Below are 19,356 nucleotides of genomic sequence, written 5' to 3'. Positions count from 1 at the left end.
TTAAAACCTTGTTTTAAACATCGATGACAAGGTCTAATGTAGGACGTGGAGACATCATTTTCGGAATGATATAAATAAATCCATAAATGGAGATAAATCGAAAACATTTATACCCCTAGGAGGTATGTGTTATAGTATAAGTATAGCTAATATAATATTTTCATAAATAGGAGGGGTTAATTTGAATAATAATGGTGAAGAGCATAATCATCAAAATCACATGAATCATTCCAATCACATGCATCATGATAACCATGCCTCACATCATCATAGTGGCCATGCACATCATCATGGAAATTTTAAAGTTAAGTTTTTTGTTTCATTAATTTTTGCAATACCTATCATTCTTTTATCGCCAATGATGGGTGTTAACTTACCTTTTCAATTCACATTTCCAGGTTCTGAATGGGTAGTGTTAATATTAAGTACAATTTTATTCTTTTATGGTGGTAAACCGTTCTTGTCTGGTGGTAAAGATGAAATTGCTACAAAAAAACCAGGCATGATGACCTTAGTTGCCCTAGGTATTTCAGTAGCTTATATTTATAGCTTGTATGCTTTTTATATGAATAACTTTAGTAGTGCAACTGGTCATACAATGGACTTTTTTTGGGAATTAGCAACCTTAATTTTAATTATGCTATTAGGATATTGGATAGAAATGAATGCTGTCGGAAATGCTGGAGATGCTTTAAAGAAAATGGCAGAACTGTTACCTAATAGTGCTATTAAAGTTATGGATAATGGCCAACGCGAAGAAGTTAAAATATCAGACATCATGACTGATGATATCGTCGAAGTAAAAGCCGGAGAAAGCATTCCAACAGATGGTATTATCGTTCAAGGACAAACATCTATAGATGAATCCCTAGTCACTGGAGAATCTAAAAAAGTACAAAAAAATCAAAATGACAACGTCATCGGGGGTTCTATTAATGGGTCTGGAACAATACAAGTCAAGGTTACAGCTGTGGGAGAAGATGGATATCTTTCTCAAGTTATGGGACTTGTTAATCAAGCACAAAATGATAAATCTAGTGCTGAATTGTTATCTGATAAAGTGGCGGGTTATTTATTCTACTTTGCTGTAAGTGTTGGCGTGATTTCTTTTATTGTCTGGATGCTCATTCAAAATGATGTTGATTTTGCACTCGAACGTCTTGTAACTGTGTTAGTCATTGCTTGTCCACATGCTTTAGGCTTGGCAATACCTTTAGTCACTGCACGTTCTACTTCAATTGGTGCACATAATGGTTTAATTATTAAAAATAGAGAGTCTGTAGAAATAGCTCAACATATCGATTATGTAATGATGGACAAAACTGGTACTTTAACTGAGGGTAACTTTTCTGTGAATCATTATGAGAGCTTTAAAAATGATTTGAGTAATGATACAATATTAAGCCTTTTCGCCTCATTAGAAAGTCAATCTAATCACCCATTAGCTATAAGTATTGTTGATTTTGCGAAAAGTAAAAATGTTTCATTTACTAACCCACAAGACGTTAATAATATTCCAGGTGTCGGATTAGAAGGTCTAATTGATAATAAAACATATAAAATAACAAATGTCTCTTATCTTGATAAACATAAACTTAATTATGACGATGACTTGTTTACTAAATTAGCTCAACAAGGTAATTCAATCAGTTATTTAATTGAGGATCAACAAGTCATTGGCATGATTGCTCAAGGAGATCAAATTAAAGAAAGCTCAAAACAAATGGTAGCTGATTTACTATCAAGAAATATTACACCAGTCATGCTTACAGGTGACAATAATGAAGTGGCACACGCTGTCGCAAAAGAATTAGGTATTAGTGATGTCCACGCACAACTCATGCCAGAAGATAAGGAAAGCATTATAAAAGATTATCAAAGTGGCGGTAATAAAGTCATGATGGTCGGAGACGGTATCAACGATGCGCCGAGTCTTATAAGAGCGGATATTGGTATAGCAATTGGTGCAGGTACAGATGTAGCAGTTGAGTCAGCTGATATTATACTCGTTAAAAGTAATCCATCAGATATTATCCATTTCTTGACCCTCTCAAATAATACTATGAGAAAAATGGTGCAAAACTTATGGTGGGGTGCAGGTTATAATATTGTTGCTGTACCTTTAGCAGCTGGTATTTTAGCATTTATCGGCTTGATTTTATCACCTGCAATAGGTGCTATTTTAATGTCGCTAAGTACGGTTATTGTTGCAATTAATGCCTTTACATTAAAATTAAAATAAAAGATAGGAGTTTTATTATGATTAAAAAATTATTTTTTATGATATTAGGATCATTACTAATATTATCAGCTTGCTCCAATAATGATGAAAAAGATAAAGACACTAATGACCAAAAAAGTGAGAGCCATATGAAGCATAATGATGAAAGTAAAGTTCCTGAAGGTATGAAATCGACTAATGAGGGTGAATTTAAAGTAGGAGATAAAGTAACGATTACAGCAGGGCATATGCCAGGTATGAAAGGTGCAGAAGCTACTGTAAAAGGTGCGTATAAAACATATGCTTATGTTGTAAGTTATAAACCCACAAATGGAAATGAAAAAGTAAACAATCATAAATGGGTCGTAAACGAAGAGATCAAAGATGCACCTAAAGATGGATTTAGTAAGGGCGATACTGTTAAATTAGAAGCAAGTCATATGTCTGGTATGAAAGGTGCTACAGCCAATATAGATAACGTGAAAAAGACTACTGTTTACGTAGTTGATTACAAATCCAAAGATAATGGTAAAATCATTAAAAATCATAAATGGATGACAGGAAATGAACTGAAAGCACGATAAAAATCTAGTTCTAGATTGAGAAATAAATAGATATAAAGTTATCCTCCTTAATCAATAATTTAAATAACTTATTATTGTTAAGGAGGATATTTTTTAGTGTGTAAATTAAAAAGAATTTTAGAAGAATAACATTTATCAAAAAACTGTTCATTACCTTATTAAATGAAATTATATAATTAAAAACCGCATCATTAACCGATACGCAGAAGCATATCACAAGTGATGCGGTTTTTTCAGTGCCTCTGCTAATGGATTTTGAACGCATCATATAGTCTGCGGTTTTAATAAGAGTATTTATGTTTGCTTGAGAGTTATAATAAATAAAACTAAAATGATTTGTAAAGACCATGATAAAACTATTGAGGTTAAAATGAAATTTAAAGATATGAAAACCATAGACATTAAATCGATTCATGTTCTAATTTATTTTTGAATATAAAATTAAATCAATTGTTAGAAACTTAGCATATCATAATAATAGTATAACTTTATTATTTGTATCTTAAGAAATTTCTCTTGAGAATATAGAACAAAAACAAAGTATTGTGGCTTTGAGCATACTTTTACTTATGATAGAAACTAAAGAATTTCAATACCAATCATATGTTATGTTTGATTTAATAAAAGAAAATTTAAATTAGAAAACTAGCGTAATGATATTTATAGGGGGATAATTTAATGAAAAGTGCAATAGATATAACGTGGGTTGATTTTTATAAAGAATTGGCTGTAAAACTATTAGATTATCATGAAAATCGTAAGGAATTAATTGAAAAAGTTAAAAAAATATATAAAATGACTGAAATTAAACTACCCACTTTAGAGAGAAATAATGATTTAACAGATATAGACCCATTTACAGTGTTTGCTTTATTTAATAAAAGCAGTTTCAATTTATCAAATAAGATAAAAGTGTTGGAAGCAATAGCAGAACTTTTCGAAATTAAGGCAGATTTACCAAATAGTTTTGATAGTGTTCCAACTATTAATAATATGGGAGCTACATTTTATTATTTTAAAGGTGATCGCAATAAAAATGATATTGATGAACTATGGATGCTATTTAAGGCAGCATTAGAATTTGCTAAGGATCCTACATCTACTTCTCAAGAAAAATTCATAGAATATTTTGATAAAGTTATGTCCAAAAAAGGAATTCATAATAGTAAATTGACAAGTGGTTTATACTGGATTGCTCCAGAGAAATTTATCAATCTCGATTCTCGTTCTAGATGGTATATATATGAATCTGGTAAAATTACTGGTGAAACAATAAATAAGTTACCCAGAATAAATGGCAAATTATCAGGTGAAGAGTACATAGAAATAATTGATAACATACAAGATTATCTTTCAAATGAAGAAATTTTAATTGATAACTTTATTGAATTGAGTTACGATGCTTGGCTTTATTCTGAAAAAATTAATTTACAAAAAAAGAATAAAATTGAAACAACAGATGCAGATAAAGATGTTGAATCAATGAATTATTGGATATTTTCACCAGGGTCGCAAGCAATTAATTGGGATGCGTTTTATAAAAAAGGACTTATGGCGATAGGTTGGGAAGAATTAGAAGATTTTTCAAAGTATACAAGTAGAGGAGACATGAAAGAAAAATTACAAGAAATTAATGGAAATACAAACAACTATATTAATATTACGAATGCTATTTGGCAATTTACTAATGAAATGAAAATTGGAGATATTGTTTATGTTAAAAAAGGCCAAAAACAAATAATTGGCTGGGGAATAGTTACTTCTGAACATGAGTATCATCCAAATCAAGAATTTAAAAATATACGTACAGTCGATTGGAAAGATAAAGGAGAATGGATCACTTCTATAAAACCAGCCCCTAAAACTTTAACCAATATTACACCATATAATGATTTTGTTGAAAATCTTAAAAAATTATTTGAAGAAGATAAAATTGATATAGAAGATGAAACAGAAATAGTCTTACCAAATTATGATAGAAATCATTTTTTAAATGATGTATTTATGGAAGAAGAGGATTATCTTAAGTTAGTAAATTTAGTTAGAAGAAAGAAAAATGTTATTTTACAAGGCGCTCCAGGTGTTGGTAAGACTTTTGTAGCTAAACGACTAGCTTATTCAATGATGGGAGTAAAGGATAAAAAACGTGTTCAAATGGTTCAATTTCATCAAAATTATTCTTATGAAGATTTTGTTATGGGGTTTAGACCAACAGAATCAGGATTCGAACTCCGTAAAGGTACATTCTACAATTTTTGTAAACGAGCAGAAAATGATATAGAAAATGATTATTTCTTTATTATTGATGAAATTAACCGTGGAAATCTAAGTAAGATTTTAGGAGAACTATTCATGTTAATAGAGAATGATAAACGCGGAACAGAACTTCAGTTATTATACGCAGACGAAAAGTTTTCTGTCCCTCCAAATATTTATATTCTTGGAATGATGAATACAGCTGATCGCAGTTTAGCAATGTTAGATTATGCATTGCGTAGACGATTTGCCTTTTATAATATGACAACAGGATTTATGACAACAGGATTTAGGTTATATCAAGAAAAGCTAGCTAGTGCTAAATTTGATTCTCTTATTCAATGTATTTTAAATTTGAACTCTGAAATTAAAAGAGATGAGTCACTTGGTGAAGGATTTATTATTGGCCATAGTTATTTCTGCAACTTATCAAATGTTACTGACTATGAATTAGAGAATATAGTAGAATATGAAATTATTCCGTTAATAAATGAATATTGGTTTGATGAACCAGATAAGGTAGATTCATGGTCTGAAAAATTAAGAGGAGCTATTCAATGATAGCTATTAAGAATGTATATTATATGTTGTCATATGCATATAAAGTACTAAATGAAAAAGGTTACCGTAAAGTCGCGACGGAAGATTTTGAGAATGCAATTGATTTGTATGCAGCTATTTTAATTAAGGGTGTATCTATTCAACTAAAACGTGGCTTACATCATGAATACGTAGAAGAAAAAGAATCTTTGAAAATGGTTCGAGGCAAAATTAATATCACTGAATCTATTAAAAATCTAGATATCATGAATCAGAAGCTCAATTGTTCATATGATGAGTTTTCGATTAATATGTATATGAATAAGATAATAAAAACAACTATGATTTTGTTACTTAAAACTGAAATTTCAAATGAGAGAAAGAAAAAAATTAAAAAGTTATTATTATTTTTTGACAAAGTAGATACATTAGAAAAACATAATATCAATTGGAATTTACAATTTACTCGTAATAATCAAACATATAAAATGTTAACGTCTATATGTTATCTAATTATTAAAGGATTACTACAGTCAAAAAAAGATGGAAGTAATCAACTAATGGATTACTCAGATGAGCAACAACTTTCACGTTTATTTGAAAAATTCATCTTTGAGTATTACAAAAAAGAATTTCCACAATTAACAGTCACAGCGTCCTATATTCCTTGGATGGTGGATGATGGAATTAGGGATATGTTACCTGTGATGAAGACCGATATTATCCTATCATGTAATAATAAATATTTAATTATTGATACGAAGTATTATACTAAAACATTACAAAGTAACTATGGTGTTAATAAAATTCATTCAGGAAATCTATATCAAATTTTCACCTATGTTAAAAACCTAGATATTGGTTTAAAAGAAAAGTCAGCCAAAGTTTCAGGAATGTTACTTTATGCTAAAACTGATGAAAAAGTAGTTCCCGACAATAATTATCAAATGAGCGGAAATCATATTAGTGTGAAAACATTAGATCTAAATTGCGACTTTGTTCAAGTTTCAGAACAATTGAACCAAATAGTACTTGAATATTTTAAAATTTGATATACTGTTAGGCTAATTATGTTTTATAACTAGTACTATATTTATAGACTTCTACTTTTTAACAGTTTTGTGCTCACTTTTCCACGACTAATTTCTTAGTCTATAGTCTTCGTCTAGTGGATTTCTCGCAAGAGTTGACCAAATTTACTGCTAAGATTATATACCAACAGGACATAAGTAAAATTAGACAACCCCTACTCATTAAGTTGTGTAGGGGTTGTCTACGTGTTGATATAATATTAATGGATTCCATCTATTTCTTGTATAGTACCACCATTTTAGTTATATTTAATCAAAATACGAACATGAATTAGTATGTGTGTCATACTCTGAAATTCCATCGTTCATGCTGAAGCCAAAATATAGTGTGTAATTTCTAATTAAATCTTTCTCTATGCATTTTATCACTACATTAATACATTATATTTTCTTTTTGTATTTGATAACTTTAATTTTTATTATATAAAAGTTAAGTATTGTATCTATCTAATATATGAAAACTGAATTTAATGTCTTATAATTGTATTTACACGCTAAAGAATACAGTTATGTATTTTAATATAGAAAAGAAATAAGTGAGATATATTGATATGAGTGCCTATTAGAGAGGGGATTTATATATGGCTATTTTTTATGTTTTCCAAGGTGTAACATATGAATTAGAAAAAGAAGGTGGTTATGTATGGTCACCTCAGTTAACTAAAAATGGAAAAAAGAATTCTGGATATAGTAACATGAAGAAAATTAAAAAAGGTGATTTTATTCTAAATAATAAAAATGGCAAAGTAGTTGCCATAAGTGTTGCTAGGGATAATTATGAAATAGCTGATCGCCCAAGAGAGTTTGATCAAAGTGAAACAGGTGATTTATGGAATAAAGAAGGGTACATGGTCAAATTAGAGTATTATCCGTTTGACGAAGATTTAAATACAGCAGATTTTAGGCAATGGCTAATTGATAATTATAAAGATGACAGTGCATTTACTGTGAATGGTAGAGGTAAACAACAATACATGTGTAATTTAGCTGAAGAACATGCTGTATTTTTACTTGAAAAAGCAATCGAGATACAAAAGAATCCGGAAGTGTTGATGCATCTAAAAGGGGCATTGAGTGAAATCTTAGATGAAAAAAATTCAGAATATAATCAAGTGGAAAAAGATTTAATCAACAATGATTTAGAGACTAACATAGATGAGACTCAAGTTGATAGAAAAACGTCCAGCTTTGAATCGCAAATGACGATAGTATCTAAATCTACAGGAAGAACCATACCTAAAAGAAATCCTAAACGGGCAGTTGAAGCTTTGATATTAGCAGATTATAAGTGTGAATATAATACAAATGATAGAACGTTTACTAGAAAAAATGGCAATCAGTATACAGAACCTCATCACCTGATCCCAATCAGTAAATATCGAGATTTCGACAGAAGTCTTGACGTTAAAGAAAATATTGTGTCTTTATGTAGTCATTGCCATAACCTGCTTCATTATGGAAGAGATGATGAAAAAAAAGAAGTATTAGAAAAAATCTTACTTGATAGACAGGAACAGCTACAAGAATATGGTATTTCTATTAATTTAGAACAGCTATCAGAATATTATAAATAATTCTAATGTTTATTTAGAAATTCAAAAGATTATGTTACGAAAGCTTGAAATGTTTTGTATGCATGTAATTTATATGAATTTAGAGTATGATAATGAAAATTATTCAAGGGGGAATACGAGGGATGTATTTATTATCACAGAATAATCTGGAGGAAATCGAACCAGTTACCTTTGGAGAAATGAATATACAAGAAAAAGATATAGAAGAGATGTTACGACAAAACATCGAGATAATTACAGATGAAGAAGAATCTTTGTTAATTATTGGAGACCAAATAAAAAATAAAGAAAATGCCAGAAGTGATTTAACTGCTTTAGATCAAAATGGAAATATAGTTCTTATTGAAATTAAAAGGGATTTAAAAGATATTAAACAAAGAGTAGAAGCCTTTGAAATTCAAGCTATTAGATATGCAGCTAGTTAGGCAACAATTGAAACTATCTCTGATGCAGTGAACAAAATTTATGCCCAATATATAAATAAACATGAAGAAGAATTTTCAAAAGATTTAACTTATCTTAATAGCGATGAATTAGCCAAACGTAAAATAGTTCAATTTTTAGAAGTTAATAAAAGTTTAGGTAATTTTAATAAATCTCAAAGGATTATATTGGTAGCTTCTGATTTTGATGTTCAAACTTTATCGGCAGTAGCTTGGCTAAGTGAGAACGGTGTTCAAATAGAATGTTACAAACTAATACCTTATGTATTCAATGGGTCTTTTATAATTAATGCTGAAAAAATATTACCGGTAACTAAAAATCAAGCACATTTTATAGACATAGAGGATAAACAAACTTTAAATAGCAGAAAACAAGCAAAAAATAGAAGTCTCCCAAGACTTAAAGAAATGATTATTTGGGGAGTAGTTCAACCTGGAGATATAATAACACCTAAAAATACAGATATAAAAGGTACAGTATTAGAAAATGGGCTAATTAAATATGGTCAAGAGGAAAAATCACTTAGCTTATTTGTAAAAGAAGCATTGGGATGGTCGAGTGTTAAACCCTATATTTTAGCCATACATGAACAAACTAATAAATCATTGTCACAATTAAGGATTGAATATATGGAAAAAAATAATATGATTTAACTCAAAATTAAGCACTTAACAATATTATGTTGAGTGCTTTTTATCAATATCACTAAAAAGGGGAACCCTATAATAAATAAAGCTAAAAGTTGAGTTGTACAATATTTATTACTTTAAATGAGATAGTATTTCAATATTACTATTTGAATAAATTTATATAACCTATATAATGAGGATGAATAATTAGAAGAAAGGTGAATTTAATGAAAAAGTTAAGGTATAATAATTTAAATAATAAAACTAGATTAAATCATCAATTTAAATTTTCTAGTGTGGCCCTCATTATTAGCACTTCTTTAATGGGATATAGTGTGACTTCAACACCATCAGTAGAAGCAAAAGATAAGGCTGATTTAAATATTGAGACACATTCTAATAGTGAAAATACGCTAGAAAAACGCATTCAAGAAGGTAAAGAGAAAATTGATAAACTAAAAAACATTAAAGATAGTCAGAAAGATGCTTCTATTAATGAAATTATAAAAGCTAAAAGTACAGAAGAAGTTGAAGCAATATTGAAGAAAGCAAAAAAGGTTGATAATAAAATCATTGAACAGAATAAAGTGCAGAGTCATTTAATTGAAAATGACAAAAAGGAAGTATCTGAAGATAAGGAAAGTGTAAAAAGTGAGTTAGATGGTCAAAAAAATATAGCCTCTTCTGTCAAAGAAAAGTCTAACCATATTGAAGAACAAGATAGTAATGAATTGTTCGATCAAGAAGGTCTGCAAGATAATACGTTTGATGCTAATTTAAATCAAAGAGATACAAAGCAAGAAATATCTCATTTAGTTGATATGGGTAAACTAAATGAAGAAAGTAAAGATATAGCAGATATGAATGATAGTGAAGAAAATAAAAATACGGCTTCAGAAAAAGACGAAGGCGCTGTTAAAGAAAACAACCAAGACGGTTTAGCATTTAAAGATACATCTAATACTAAGAGTAATCAAATGCAACAATCAGACGAAATTAAAAAAGACATCGATAAAGTTACGACAAACCATTCAAAAGTAAAAGATAATTTAGATTATTATGTCGAAAATAAAGAAAATAATTTAAAGATATTGGATTCAAAGCTTTCTGAACGAGACTCAATATCTGCTAAAAACAAAGAAAAATTGAAAAAGGAAATAGAAAAAACGCAACAAAGTCTAAAAAAACAAAATGACGTTGTAGTAAATCATTTACAATCTGTAAATAATAAAGAACAAGCTGTAAAAGATATTGTTAGTGGTACTTTTGATGAAAAGAGTGCACAATCTATTTTAGAACGTATAGATACAAAAGGTAAAACAGATCAACAAATCGCGAGTCAAGTTGTTAGTGAGTTAGATAACTTATCTACTACTACGAGTGATGATATTTTAAAATCTATGTTTGATAAAACATCTGATAAGCAAGAACTTATTAAAACAATTCTATTAACTAAATTTGATCATATAGATACATCAAAAATCGTTGGTGAAATAATGCGTAAAAATCCGAGTAACGAACAAATTGTAGCTTTAATCAAACATCATTTTGGGGACAATGTTACAAGTGATGATATTTTAGAAAATATATTGGACCAATCTCATGATAAACGTAAAGCTTTAGAAACAATGCTAGCTACGAAATTAAATGATGCTAAAGCTAAAGCGCTTGCTGACGTTATTGCCAAAAAAGAAGATTCTAAGCATAACTTATTAAATCTAATGAAATCGGGAATTAATAATGAGTTGAATGATTTATTAAAGGCTGATAAAGACATAAGTAAATTTAAAGATGATATGCATGGTTTGTTTGAACCATTAAAATATACGCCAAGTTTATCTAATAAATTTGATGGGAGTTTGTTAGAGAGAGCTGAACAGATGCGAAAATTAAGTGGAAATTCAAAATTACTTGGTACACCAAGTCTATTTGACGATTTATTCAATAGAAACAGTATATTAGATGGAATTAAGGATATATCTAATCCTTCGCCTGGTCGTGCTTTATCTCTAGGTGATTCCTCGGGTAGCTTTTTAAGTGGTTTATTTGACAATAATGGTGATTTTTCTTTACCTGATACAGGAACAGTAGTAAAAAAATCAACGATTCCATTAGGGATTCTACTTTTCATTATAGGTGGTGGATTAATATGGTTCACCAAACGAAATAAATAGAAAAATTGTAAATATTAACTCATACTGTATTTTAGTATGAGTTAATTCATATAGTATATTTAAAATGCTCCATTCATAGTGAACACTAGTAAGTGGGACTTTGAATGGAGCATTTGTATTTTGAATGAATAAAAGCTAAATTAAACACTTTAATAAATAAAATAAAGGGAATATTTAAACATACTAGTTATTACCTGTAATGTAACTCAATTCAGTTGCAGCATCTGCATCAATTGTTCTGTAAGAAACGATACCAAGTCCTTTAATGTTTGATTCTGATATAACGATAGAACCATCATCGTTAACTTTTTCTACAAAAGCTACATGACCGTAAATCTGGTCTGCCCCTTGTTGACCTGCCTCAAATACAACGGCAGTGTGTGCTTTTGGTGTTGAAGAAACAGCATAATCTTTTCTTTCTGCTCGATTATTCCAGTTTCGTGCGTCGCCTAAATCACCACTCACATATTTGTCGAACTGTGCCATGCGATTATAAACATACCATGTACATTGCCCATGAGGATAAGGAGAGTCATTTGTTGTTTCTGAAAATGGTTTGAAAGCTGAATCATAATCATCGTTGTTCGCTTTGTAGTTATCTAAATCAGGCATTTTTTTATTATCAAACTGTGTTAAGTCATAGTGGTTGATAATACTATTTAATTTGTCCGCGTATTGTGAATCAGTCGCGTATGTGGTAGCCAAATGCATTGTTGCTGAACGGTAACTATAAGCTTCACTTTTCCATGTTGGTTTATAAATGTCCTGATTACCATCGATGCCCTGTTTGATTAAATTGGCATAATCTTCCAATGATTCTTTTTTGCTTGGATAGCTACGGAAGTTTGCTGAAATTTGGAACGTATGGTTGCCATTATCTTCGAGTGTATTAAATGTAGCCGACTGACCTTCATAAGCTCCTTTTATTCCAAATAAATTGAAATGTGGTGAACTAGCAAGATCGCTAGTGCCTGAGTCAGATTCTAATATGGCTTGGGCAATCATAACAGATGCATAAATATCTTCATCTTGACCTATGTCGTGAGCGTCTTGTGCAACTGTTTTAATAAAATCTCGTGTATTTTTACTTTCAGTAATTGTTATATCGTTAGAATTGTTATTATCATCCGATAAATTTGGCAATTGTTGGAAAATTGCAGTAGATCTGATGTTTGATTGGTTTATGTCGTTTTCAAATGATTGAGCTGGCTTTTCTTTTTTAGCTAATTGTGATTCAGAAGGTAATTGAGGGTTAGCATTTGTATTAGATGCCTGTTTCTCAGAATTATTTTCCTTACTTTTACTATTTCCATTTGATAAATCATCTTTTTTAGCATCATATTGTTTTTTATTATTTTTAGCATTTTCACTATACTCGTCTAAAATTGCATCTAATACTTTATCGTCAGATTTTGTATCTGATTTATCAGCATTTTCGTTATCACTGTTGGCATTATCGTTTTCAGTAGCAGGTGTGTCATTATCTTTGTTGTCTAGATCATCAGCATCATTATTTGCTTCTTCATAAGATTGATCTTGTTGGGAGGATTGTTTTGACTCACCATCATCTTTTTTTTGATTTTTATCAACTGGAAGTTTGTTTGATTCAGACTTATTATCTATATCATCGTTCTCTGACTTCTCAGATGACTGTACATCATCAATGTCATCTTGTAGTGAACCCTTATCACTATTTTTTTCTAAATTGTTAGTATTTGATTCGTCACTATCATCCGAATTTGTCGTATTTGGATTTATTTGATCTCTAGATGTATCATCATTTTTACTCTCATTCTTCTCGTTTTGTACATCGTTATTCTCTATAGTAGAAGTTTGTTTCATTTTATTATTAGAGAACAGTTGATTTAATAATTCAGATAGCCCATCATTGTCACTCTTAAAAGGTTCTGGCTTGAAAACATTCAAACTATCATAAGACGATGAATCATTAAATGAATTTTCAAATGAACTCGGTATTTTTTCGTTGGATGATTCATTATCAGAAGTTTTATGTCTTTTATTATTAATATCTTCTGTAGTCCTTTCATCTTTTGTACTATTTAACTTACTCTTGCGTTCACTATTTTCCTTTTCATCACTAGCTTTATTCTTTTCATCATTTCCATTTTTTGATGAATGTGATTGCTTAGCTTGCTCCTCATCTTTTTCCTTATACACGTCATTTGATTCAGAAGTTGTGGCACTTTTTTCTAAAGATTCGGCACTAACATCGTTGATAGAAAATGATGGAATAAGTAAAGAAGTTGAAAGCAAACAGACTAATAATTTTTGTTGCTTCATGAAAATACCTCTTTTCTAAAATATATTATTTTGCTATGTACAAACTATGGTTTGTCTTGGTACACTGTAAACAGACTTAGATTTAGTTGATTCGTATCAACTATAAAATGGATAGACTTTGTTAATGCATTCAGTATATCAACTTATATGAAATTAACAAATAGTAATTTTAAATTTATGTAAGAAAAATCAATAGATACAGTTTTAGAGGTGTATAAATGAAGAACGCAATAAAATTATTTGTAATGGATTTGAAAAAGATTGCTAAGACGCCTGCTGTTTTAGTGATTTTAGGAGGTTTAGCACTTCTTCCTTCTTTTTATGCTTGGTTTAACTTAGAAGCGACATGGGATCCATACGGTAATACTAAAAATATTAAAGTGGCTGTTGTAAATGAGGATAAGGGAGATACAGTTAAAGATAAAAATGTGAACGTGGGCAATAAAATTACCAATAAACTAAAGAAAGATGATAACTTTGATTGGCAATTTGTAAGTCGAAAAAAAGCCGATCATGATTTGAAGATGGGCGATTATTACGCGGCCATTTACATACCAGAGAAGTTTACACACCAAATTACCGGCACACTTCGAAAAAACCCACAGCAAGCAGATGTAGAATACAAAGTGAATCAAAAACTTAATGCGATTGCGCCTAAAATGACAAATGCAGGGACGAGTGCCATTGTTCAAAAAGCAAATGAACAATTTAATGAGACAGTAACAAAAGCATTATTAGATGAAGCAAATCGACTTGGCGTGAAACTTGAGGAAGAAATTCCAACCATAAATAAAATTGAAGATGCAGTATCTAAAGCTAATGATTCTATACCTAAAATTAATGATTTTGCTGATAAAATAATATATTTAGATGAAAATCAGGATGAGATTGACAATTATGCTGATGAATTTAGAGCGTTAGGAAATCATAAAGGTGAAGTTATAGATGCTGCAGATAAATTAAACCAAGTTAATGCGGCCATTCCGACATTAAATGAGCGAGCTAAATTGATATTGGCATTAAATGACTACATGCCAAATATTGAAAATGCCTTGAATGTTGCATCTAATGATGTACCAGAAGCTTTTCCAAAAATTAATCGTGGTGTAGACCTTGCAAGCGCAGGGGTTGACGCAGGGTTACAAGGCCTGAATGAAGCGCAAGGATATTTACCTGCAGTGCAACAGCGTGTCGAAGGCTATCAAGAAGTCGTTGATAATGCACAAGAAGCAAATCAAAATGCTAATAATCGATTACAAGAAAATGTTGAAACTGAGCAGCAAAGTTCTAAAGGGTCAGATAGTTATTCAAATATTAAAACTTCGCAAATAAGTAATAGTAATAGTAATAGCGACAATGCTGGAAATAATCAAAATGGAACAGCAATAAGTAGTGAAGATGTAAGCGCAATGGAAGCTTCACTATCAAAATCATTATTATCTTTATCCAATTATACCGACAAACAAGCGGAAAGTAGTCAAGAAGATATTAATGCGCTAAAAAATGTCACTTACGGTATTATATCTACAGATAAGCCAAAAGATTTCAAAGAAACTTTAGATAATATTAAATCTAGGCTTGAAGTAACAAGTAAGTCCAATCAAAAGTTTATAGATATATTATCAGAGCTTGAAGATAGAGAAAAGGTAGATCTTTCTGATGAGATTAAGGAATTAGAATCAGCAAATAATAGAATTAATAATTTAATTAAGACACAAAATCAACTTAGTGAAGCACTTTCGAATGGAAGTTCTGGTAAAGAAGAAGCAGTAGAATTACTTAAAGAAATTCCACGCGTGAATAGTAGCTTAGATGATTTAAGAAACTATATTAAGTCAGAACTAAACCAAAAATTATTAGATGTATCTAATGATGTGATGTCATTATTAGATGACGGCGATATAAAACTATCAACTGTTCAATCGAAATTAAACACAATTGATCAAGTTATAAATTCAGGAGAAAGTATTTTAACTACTGGTAAGGATAGAATTGAGACGATTCAAAGTGCACTACCAGTCATTGAGCAAAGATATATGGATGCAATGTCTATTGCTCAAAATTATTATCCACAATTTAAACAAAGTGTTTCTAACGCAGCATCATTTATTGAAAATGACTTGCCAGGTTTAGAACAACAGTTATCTGATACAACAGCAACTGTGAACAATACAATACCTACACTGTTTAATCGCTATGATAATTTGGTAGATATTTTAGATACAAATCAACCACGTGCAAAAGAAAGATTGCACAATTTGGCAGATTTTGCACGTAATCAATTACCAGATGTTGAAAAAGATCTGGCTAAAGCGAACAAACTATTTGATGAGATTGAAGACGACGATGCAGTGGATAAAATGGTAGACCTATTGAAAAATGATTTGAAAAAACAAGCTAATGTAATCGCAAATCCAATTAATATAGATCAAAAAGATATATTTCCTGTGAAAGACTACGGTTCAGCAAGCACACCATTTTACACAGCATTAGCAATATGGGTAGGAGCTTTATTACTAGTAAGTTTATTAACGACAGATAATAAACATAAATCATTAGAGCCACATCTAACGACAAGAGAAATTTATCTAGGAAAGAGTGGGTTGTTCTACACGTTGGGTATTATCCAAGCACTCATCGTATCAATTGGAGATATAATGATACTGAAAGCGCAAGTTGAATCTGTTGTATGGTTTATTGCTATATCAGTATTCTCATCACTTGTATTTATTTCAATTGTATATACTTTAGTGTCATTGTTAGGAAATCCAGGGAAAGCAATTGCAATCATCTTCCTTGTACTACAAATAGCAGGTGGTGGAGGAACCTTCCCTATCCAAGTTACACCAGAGTTCTTCCAAGTCATTCACCCTTATTTACCTTTCTCTTATTCAATAGATGCTTTAAGAGAAGCGGTTGGAGGACCTGTACCTGAAATTTTAACTAAAAAATTAGTAATACTTTCATTATTTGGTATAGGATTTTTATTAATTGGTGTTATCTTTAAACCAATTACTGATCCACTGATGAGAAAAGCAACTGAAAAAGCTGAAGAAAGTGATGTAATGGAATAAAGTTATTATGCTTATAATAAGTAATATTTAATTTTTAAAAAATCAATGATGGTTGAAAAACGATAGTTTAGTAAGGAAGGTTAATATGGAGCATAAAGAGGGAAACTTAGAAATAATAATTAACCAATTCTATGATGCTACAGCGAATATTAATAAAGCAATTACTAACATGGTTAAAGAATTGGAACCAGGTCGTTACTTATCTTATGAACAAATAGAAACAATGTATTTTATTCAGCATAATGAAAAAGTATCGATTAACGACTTAGCAAATAAGCAACGTACTTATAAGACAGCTGCATCAAAACGTGTTAAGAAGTTAGAATACAAAGGTTATGTGCAACGAGTTTATTCTAATGATAAACGTACTAAATTAGTGAGTTTGACGCATAATGGAGAACGCTTATTAAAAGAAATAAAAAACAACTTAACAAAAGAAATAAAATTACTTTTATTAAGCTGTTTTGTTAGAGAAGATTTTGAAAAATTTATGTATCAGCTCATGAATTTTGAAAAGACATTTTTAAAAAAGTACTACTAGAGTAAGTTAATTTCACTAAATTAAAGTATCCGCTGTAACTTAGATATTTAAAAAAATAAAAATTTAACGTTTATTAATCGTAATTATATTAGTAAGAACATTGAGTCATTTATTATAAGAAACCAACCGCTACATATTTGTATTATACATGTAGATTGCTATCAGTTAATTCATTCATCCTAAAATTACTGTTCATATTGCTAAAAGATTATTGTAGTTACTATCCCAATATATAAAAATCATAAAATTTGTTTAGCCGGTTTCATATTGAAACCGGCTATTTATTAACCAAAAACCGCATCATAAATCGATAAGCAGAAGCCTATCACAAATAAAACTAAAAAATAATTTGTTCATAACAAAAAGAAAAGAAGTATAATTTTGAAAATAGAAGAGTTCATTAAAGGGTATTTAAATCATCGGGTATTATTTATAGGTACTGGATTAAGCTTAAGGTACTTAAATAATAGCTATAGTTGGGAAAATCTACTGCAACATATCTGTTATCAGTTAACTGGAAATAAAGAAATATTTTATGATTATAAAGATGAATGTCAAAAAGAAGACGCTTCTTATGATTTTCCAGCATTAGGAGAAAAGATAGAAAATTTATTCAATGAAACTTTAAAAAATGAAAGGGAAGGTGACTTCAAAGAAATCAATGATGAGTATTATAATTTAATGGAAAAAGGAATAAATATTAGTAGGTTTAAAATTTATATATCAAAATTATTTAAGAAACTAGATTTTAAAATCAATTTTGAAGATGAATTTATTCATATGAAAAAGGCTAGAAAGAATATTGGATCAATTGTTACTACTAACTATGATAAATTGATAGAAAACTTATTCGAATTTAATCCTTTAATTGGTAATCAAATATTATTAAGTAATCCTTATGGATCAGTTTATAAAATACATGGCTGCATAAGTCAACCAAATAAAATTGTATTAACTAGTGAAGATTACAATAAATTCAATACTAGTTATGAACTAATTAGAGCACAGTTATTATCTTTATTTATTCATAATCCAATTATTTTTCTGGGTTATAGCATAAACGATGAAAACATAAGAGATATTTAAGAAACTATTTATAAATATGTATATATAAATAGTGATTTGTCTGAAAGAATTAGAAGTAACTTTTTACTGGTAGAGTTTGACGAAGGTTCTAAAAATAAAGAGGTTGTGGAACACGATATTCAACTAGAAAATAACAAAGTTATTAGAATTAATAAAATTAAAACTGAAGATTATAGTAGTATATATAAAGCATTAGGCAATTTAGAACTATCAGTTTCTGCCTTGGATATACGTAAGGTTCAGAATGTTGTTAAAGATATTTATAAAGGTGGTAAAACTAGAGTTGAAATAACAGAAGATATAGATGATTTAAATAATAGTGAAAAAATACTAGCTATTGGAACTTCAAAAACGATTAAATATGAGTTTCAAATTGTACCAGAACTTATGCAAAAATATTTTCAGATAGAAGAAGAAGAGAACAAACAAATTCTTGATGTAATTAATAAGCAAATAATTCAAAAAATCAATTTTTCCCAATTTATTGTTTTACAAAATTAATCCTAAAATTAATAATATAGAAAAATTTAAAAAACAACAAAACGAAAAAATTAAAAACATATTAGAAAATTTAGAAGATTGCTTTAAAATAGCTTGTTTTACAATAGAAGAAATAAGCGACAGTGAATACATAACACCAAGTAAAGAAGAAAATGTTCTTGTGTATAATGTAATAAAAGGTAATATTGTTTTAGAAGATTAAAAAAACATCTACTTGAATTCGAAAATAAAAATAATACATCATACAAAAAATTATTGTGTGCATATGATTTGAAAAAATATAGTTCAAATGGAGTAATGGATAATGTGTAATAGTAGCGACTTTAGAGAAAGCATTCAA

Annotated in this window: 14 protein-coding genes; 13 read left to right on the top strand and 1 reads right to left on the bottom strand. The window is 29.5% G+C overall.

Annotation, left to right across the window (positions count from 1 at the left end):
* The first annotated feature begins 181 nt into the window (after nt 1-181).
* The 8 genes from KA893_RS07580 (at nt 182) to KA893_RS07550 (ending at nt 11,513) form a co-directional block, all read left to right on the top strand.
* On the top strand, nt 182-2,242 hold the full coding sequence (locus KA893_RS07580; protein WP_210125653.1) for a heavy metal translocating P-type ATPase: 2,061 nt from the start codon (nt 182-184) through the stop codon (nt 2,240-2,242).
* A gap of 17 nt (nt 2,243-2,259) precedes the next feature.
* A complete protein-coding gene (locus KA893_RS07575) occupies nt 2,260-2,805 on the top strand; it encodes a YdhK family protein (RefSeq protein ID WP_037537668.1) in 546 nt (181 codons plus the stop codon).
* A gap of 678 nt (nt 2,806-3,483) precedes the next feature.
* Nucleotides 3,484-5,622 (top strand): AAA family ATPase, encoded by a 2,139-nt coding sequence (locus KA893_RS07570; protein WP_194375884.1) that lies wholly within the window; start codon nt 3,484-3,486, stop codon nt 5,620-5,622.
* Complete coding sequence (gene mcrC, locus KA893_RS07565; protein WP_069794993.1) at nt 5,619-6,653, top strand: 5-methylcytosine-specific restriction endonuclease system specificity protein McrC; 1,035 nt, start codon at nt 5,619-5,621, stop codon at nt 6,651-6,653. Before KA893_RS07570 ends, mcrC begins: the two co-directional genes overlap by 4 nt.
* A gap of 620 nt (nt 6,654-7,273) precedes the next feature.
* Nucleotides 7,274-8,266 carry an HNH endonuclease gene (locus tag KA893_RS07560; protein ID WP_115347140.1) on the top strand — a complete coding sequence of 331 codons (993 nt, stop codon included), beginning with the start codon at nt 7,274-7,276 and terminating at the stop codon, nt 8,264-8,266.
* 92 nt (nt 8,267-8,358) lie between these two features.
* Complete coding sequence (locus tag KA893_RS14005) at nt 8,359-8,691, top strand: PDDEXK family nuclease (protein ID WP_228481153.1); 333 nt, start codon at nt 8,359-8,361, stop codon at nt 8,689-8,691.
* 27 nt (nt 8,692-8,718) lie between these two features.
* On the top strand, nt 8,719-9,363 hold the full coding sequence (locus KA893_RS14165; RefSeq protein ID WP_232334974.1) for a hypothetical protein: 645 nt from the start codon (nt 8,719-8,721) through the stop codon (nt 9,361-9,363).
* Nucleotides 9,364-9,566: 203 nt separating this feature from the next.
* A complete protein-coding gene (locus KA893_RS07550) occupies nt 9,567-11,513 on the top strand; it encodes a GA module-containing protein (RefSeq protein ID WP_194375883.1) in 1,947 nt (648 codons plus the stop codon).
* Between the two features lie 183 nt (nt 11,514-11,696).
* On the opposite strand, the gene KA893_RS07545 is transcribed toward KA893_RS07550, so the two are convergent.
* Nucleotides 11,697-13,814 carry an amidase domain-containing protein gene (locus KA893_RS07545; protein WP_115347142.1) on the bottom strand — a complete coding sequence of 706 codons (2,118 nt, stop codon included), beginning with the start codon at nt 13,812-13,814 and terminating at the stop codon, nt 11,697-11,699.
* A 218-nt stretch (nt 13,815-14,032) separates the two neighbouring features.
* On the opposite strand from KA893_RS07545, the gene KA893_RS07540 reads away from it, so the two are divergent.
* The 5 genes from KA893_RS07540 (at nt 14,033) to KA893_RS07520 (ending at nt 19,218) form a co-directional block, all read left to right on the top strand.
* Nucleotides 14,033-16,888, top strand: coding sequence for a YhgE/Pip domain-containing protein (locus KA893_RS07540; RefSeq protein WP_210125651.1), 2,856 nt, complete (start codon nt 14,033-14,035; stop codon nt 16,886-16,888).
* Nucleotides 16,889-16,973: 85 nt separating this feature from the next.
* The gene (locus KA893_RS07535; RefSeq protein ID WP_002483600.1) at nt 16,974-17,429 is read left to right on the top strand and encodes a MarR family winged helix-turn-helix transcriptional regulator; all 456 of its coding nucleotides are present in this window, start codon (nt 16,974-16,976) and stop codon (nt 17,427-17,429) included.
* 381 nt (nt 17,430-17,810) lie between these two features.
* Nucleotides 17,811-18,515, top strand: a complete 705-nt coding sequence (locus KA893_RS07530) for an SIR2 family protein (RefSeq protein WP_069838137.1) — start codon at nt 17,811-17,813, stop codon at nt 18,513-18,515.
* A 36-nt stretch (nt 18,516-18,551) separates the two neighbouring features.
* Nucleotides 18,552-19,016, top strand: a complete 465-nt coding sequence (locus KA893_RS07525; protein ID WP_194375881.1) for a hypothetical protein — start codon at nt 18,552-18,554, stop codon at nt 19,014-19,016.
* A complete protein-coding gene (locus tag KA893_RS07520; RefSeq protein ID WP_194375880.1) occupies nt 19,000-19,218 on the top strand; it encodes a hypothetical protein in 219 nt (72 codons plus the stop codon). Before KA893_RS07525 ends, KA893_RS07520 begins: the two co-directional genes overlap by 17 nt.
* Nucleotides 19,219-19,356: the final 138 nt, after the last annotated feature.

The sequence above is a fragment of the Staphylococcus sp. GDY8P126P genome, from assembly GCF_017891965.1.
Lineage (GTDB): Bacteria > Bacillota > Bacilli > Staphylococcales > Staphylococcaceae > Staphylococcus > Staphylococcus saprophyticus.
This window is presented reverse-complemented; position numbering and strand designations above follow the sequence as displayed.

Excerpts from the sequence above, each read along its gene's own strand:
- KA893_RS07575 (WP_037537668.1), top strand. The coding sequence starts at position 2,260 with ATGATTAAAAAATTATTTTTTATGATATTAGGATCATTACTAATATTA.
- KA893_RS07570 (WP_194375884.1), top strand. The coding sequence starts at position 3,484 with ATGAAAAGTGCAATAGATATAACGTGGGTTGATTTTTATAAAGAATTG.
- KA893_RS07535 (WP_002483600.1), top strand. The coding sequence starts at position 16,974 with ATGGAGCATAAAGAGGGAAACTTAGAAATAATAATTAACCAATTCTAT.
- KA893_RS07545 (WP_115347142.1), bottom strand. The coding sequence starts at position 13,814 with ATGAAGCAACAAAAATTATTAGTCTGTTTGCTTTCAACTTCTTTACTT.
- KA893_RS07540 (WP_210125651.1), top strand. The coding sequence starts at position 14,033 with ATGAAGAACGCAATAAAATTATTTGTAATGGATTTGAAAAAGATTGCT.
- KA893_RS07550 (WP_194375883.1), top strand. The coding sequence starts at position 9,567 with ATGAAAAAGTTAAGGTATAATAATTTAAATAATAAAACTAGATTAAAT.
- KA893_RS14005 (WP_228481153.1), top strand. The coding sequence starts at position 8,359 with ATGAAAATTATTCAAGGGGGAATACGAGGGATGTATTTATTATCACAG.
- mcrC (WP_069794993.1), top strand. The coding sequence starts at position 5,619 with ATGATAGCTATTAAGAATGTATATTATATGTTGTCATATGCATATAAA.
- KA893_RS07560 (WP_115347140.1), top strand. The coding sequence starts at position 7,274 with ATGGCTATTTTTTATGTTTTCCAAGGTGTAACATATGAATTAGAAAAA.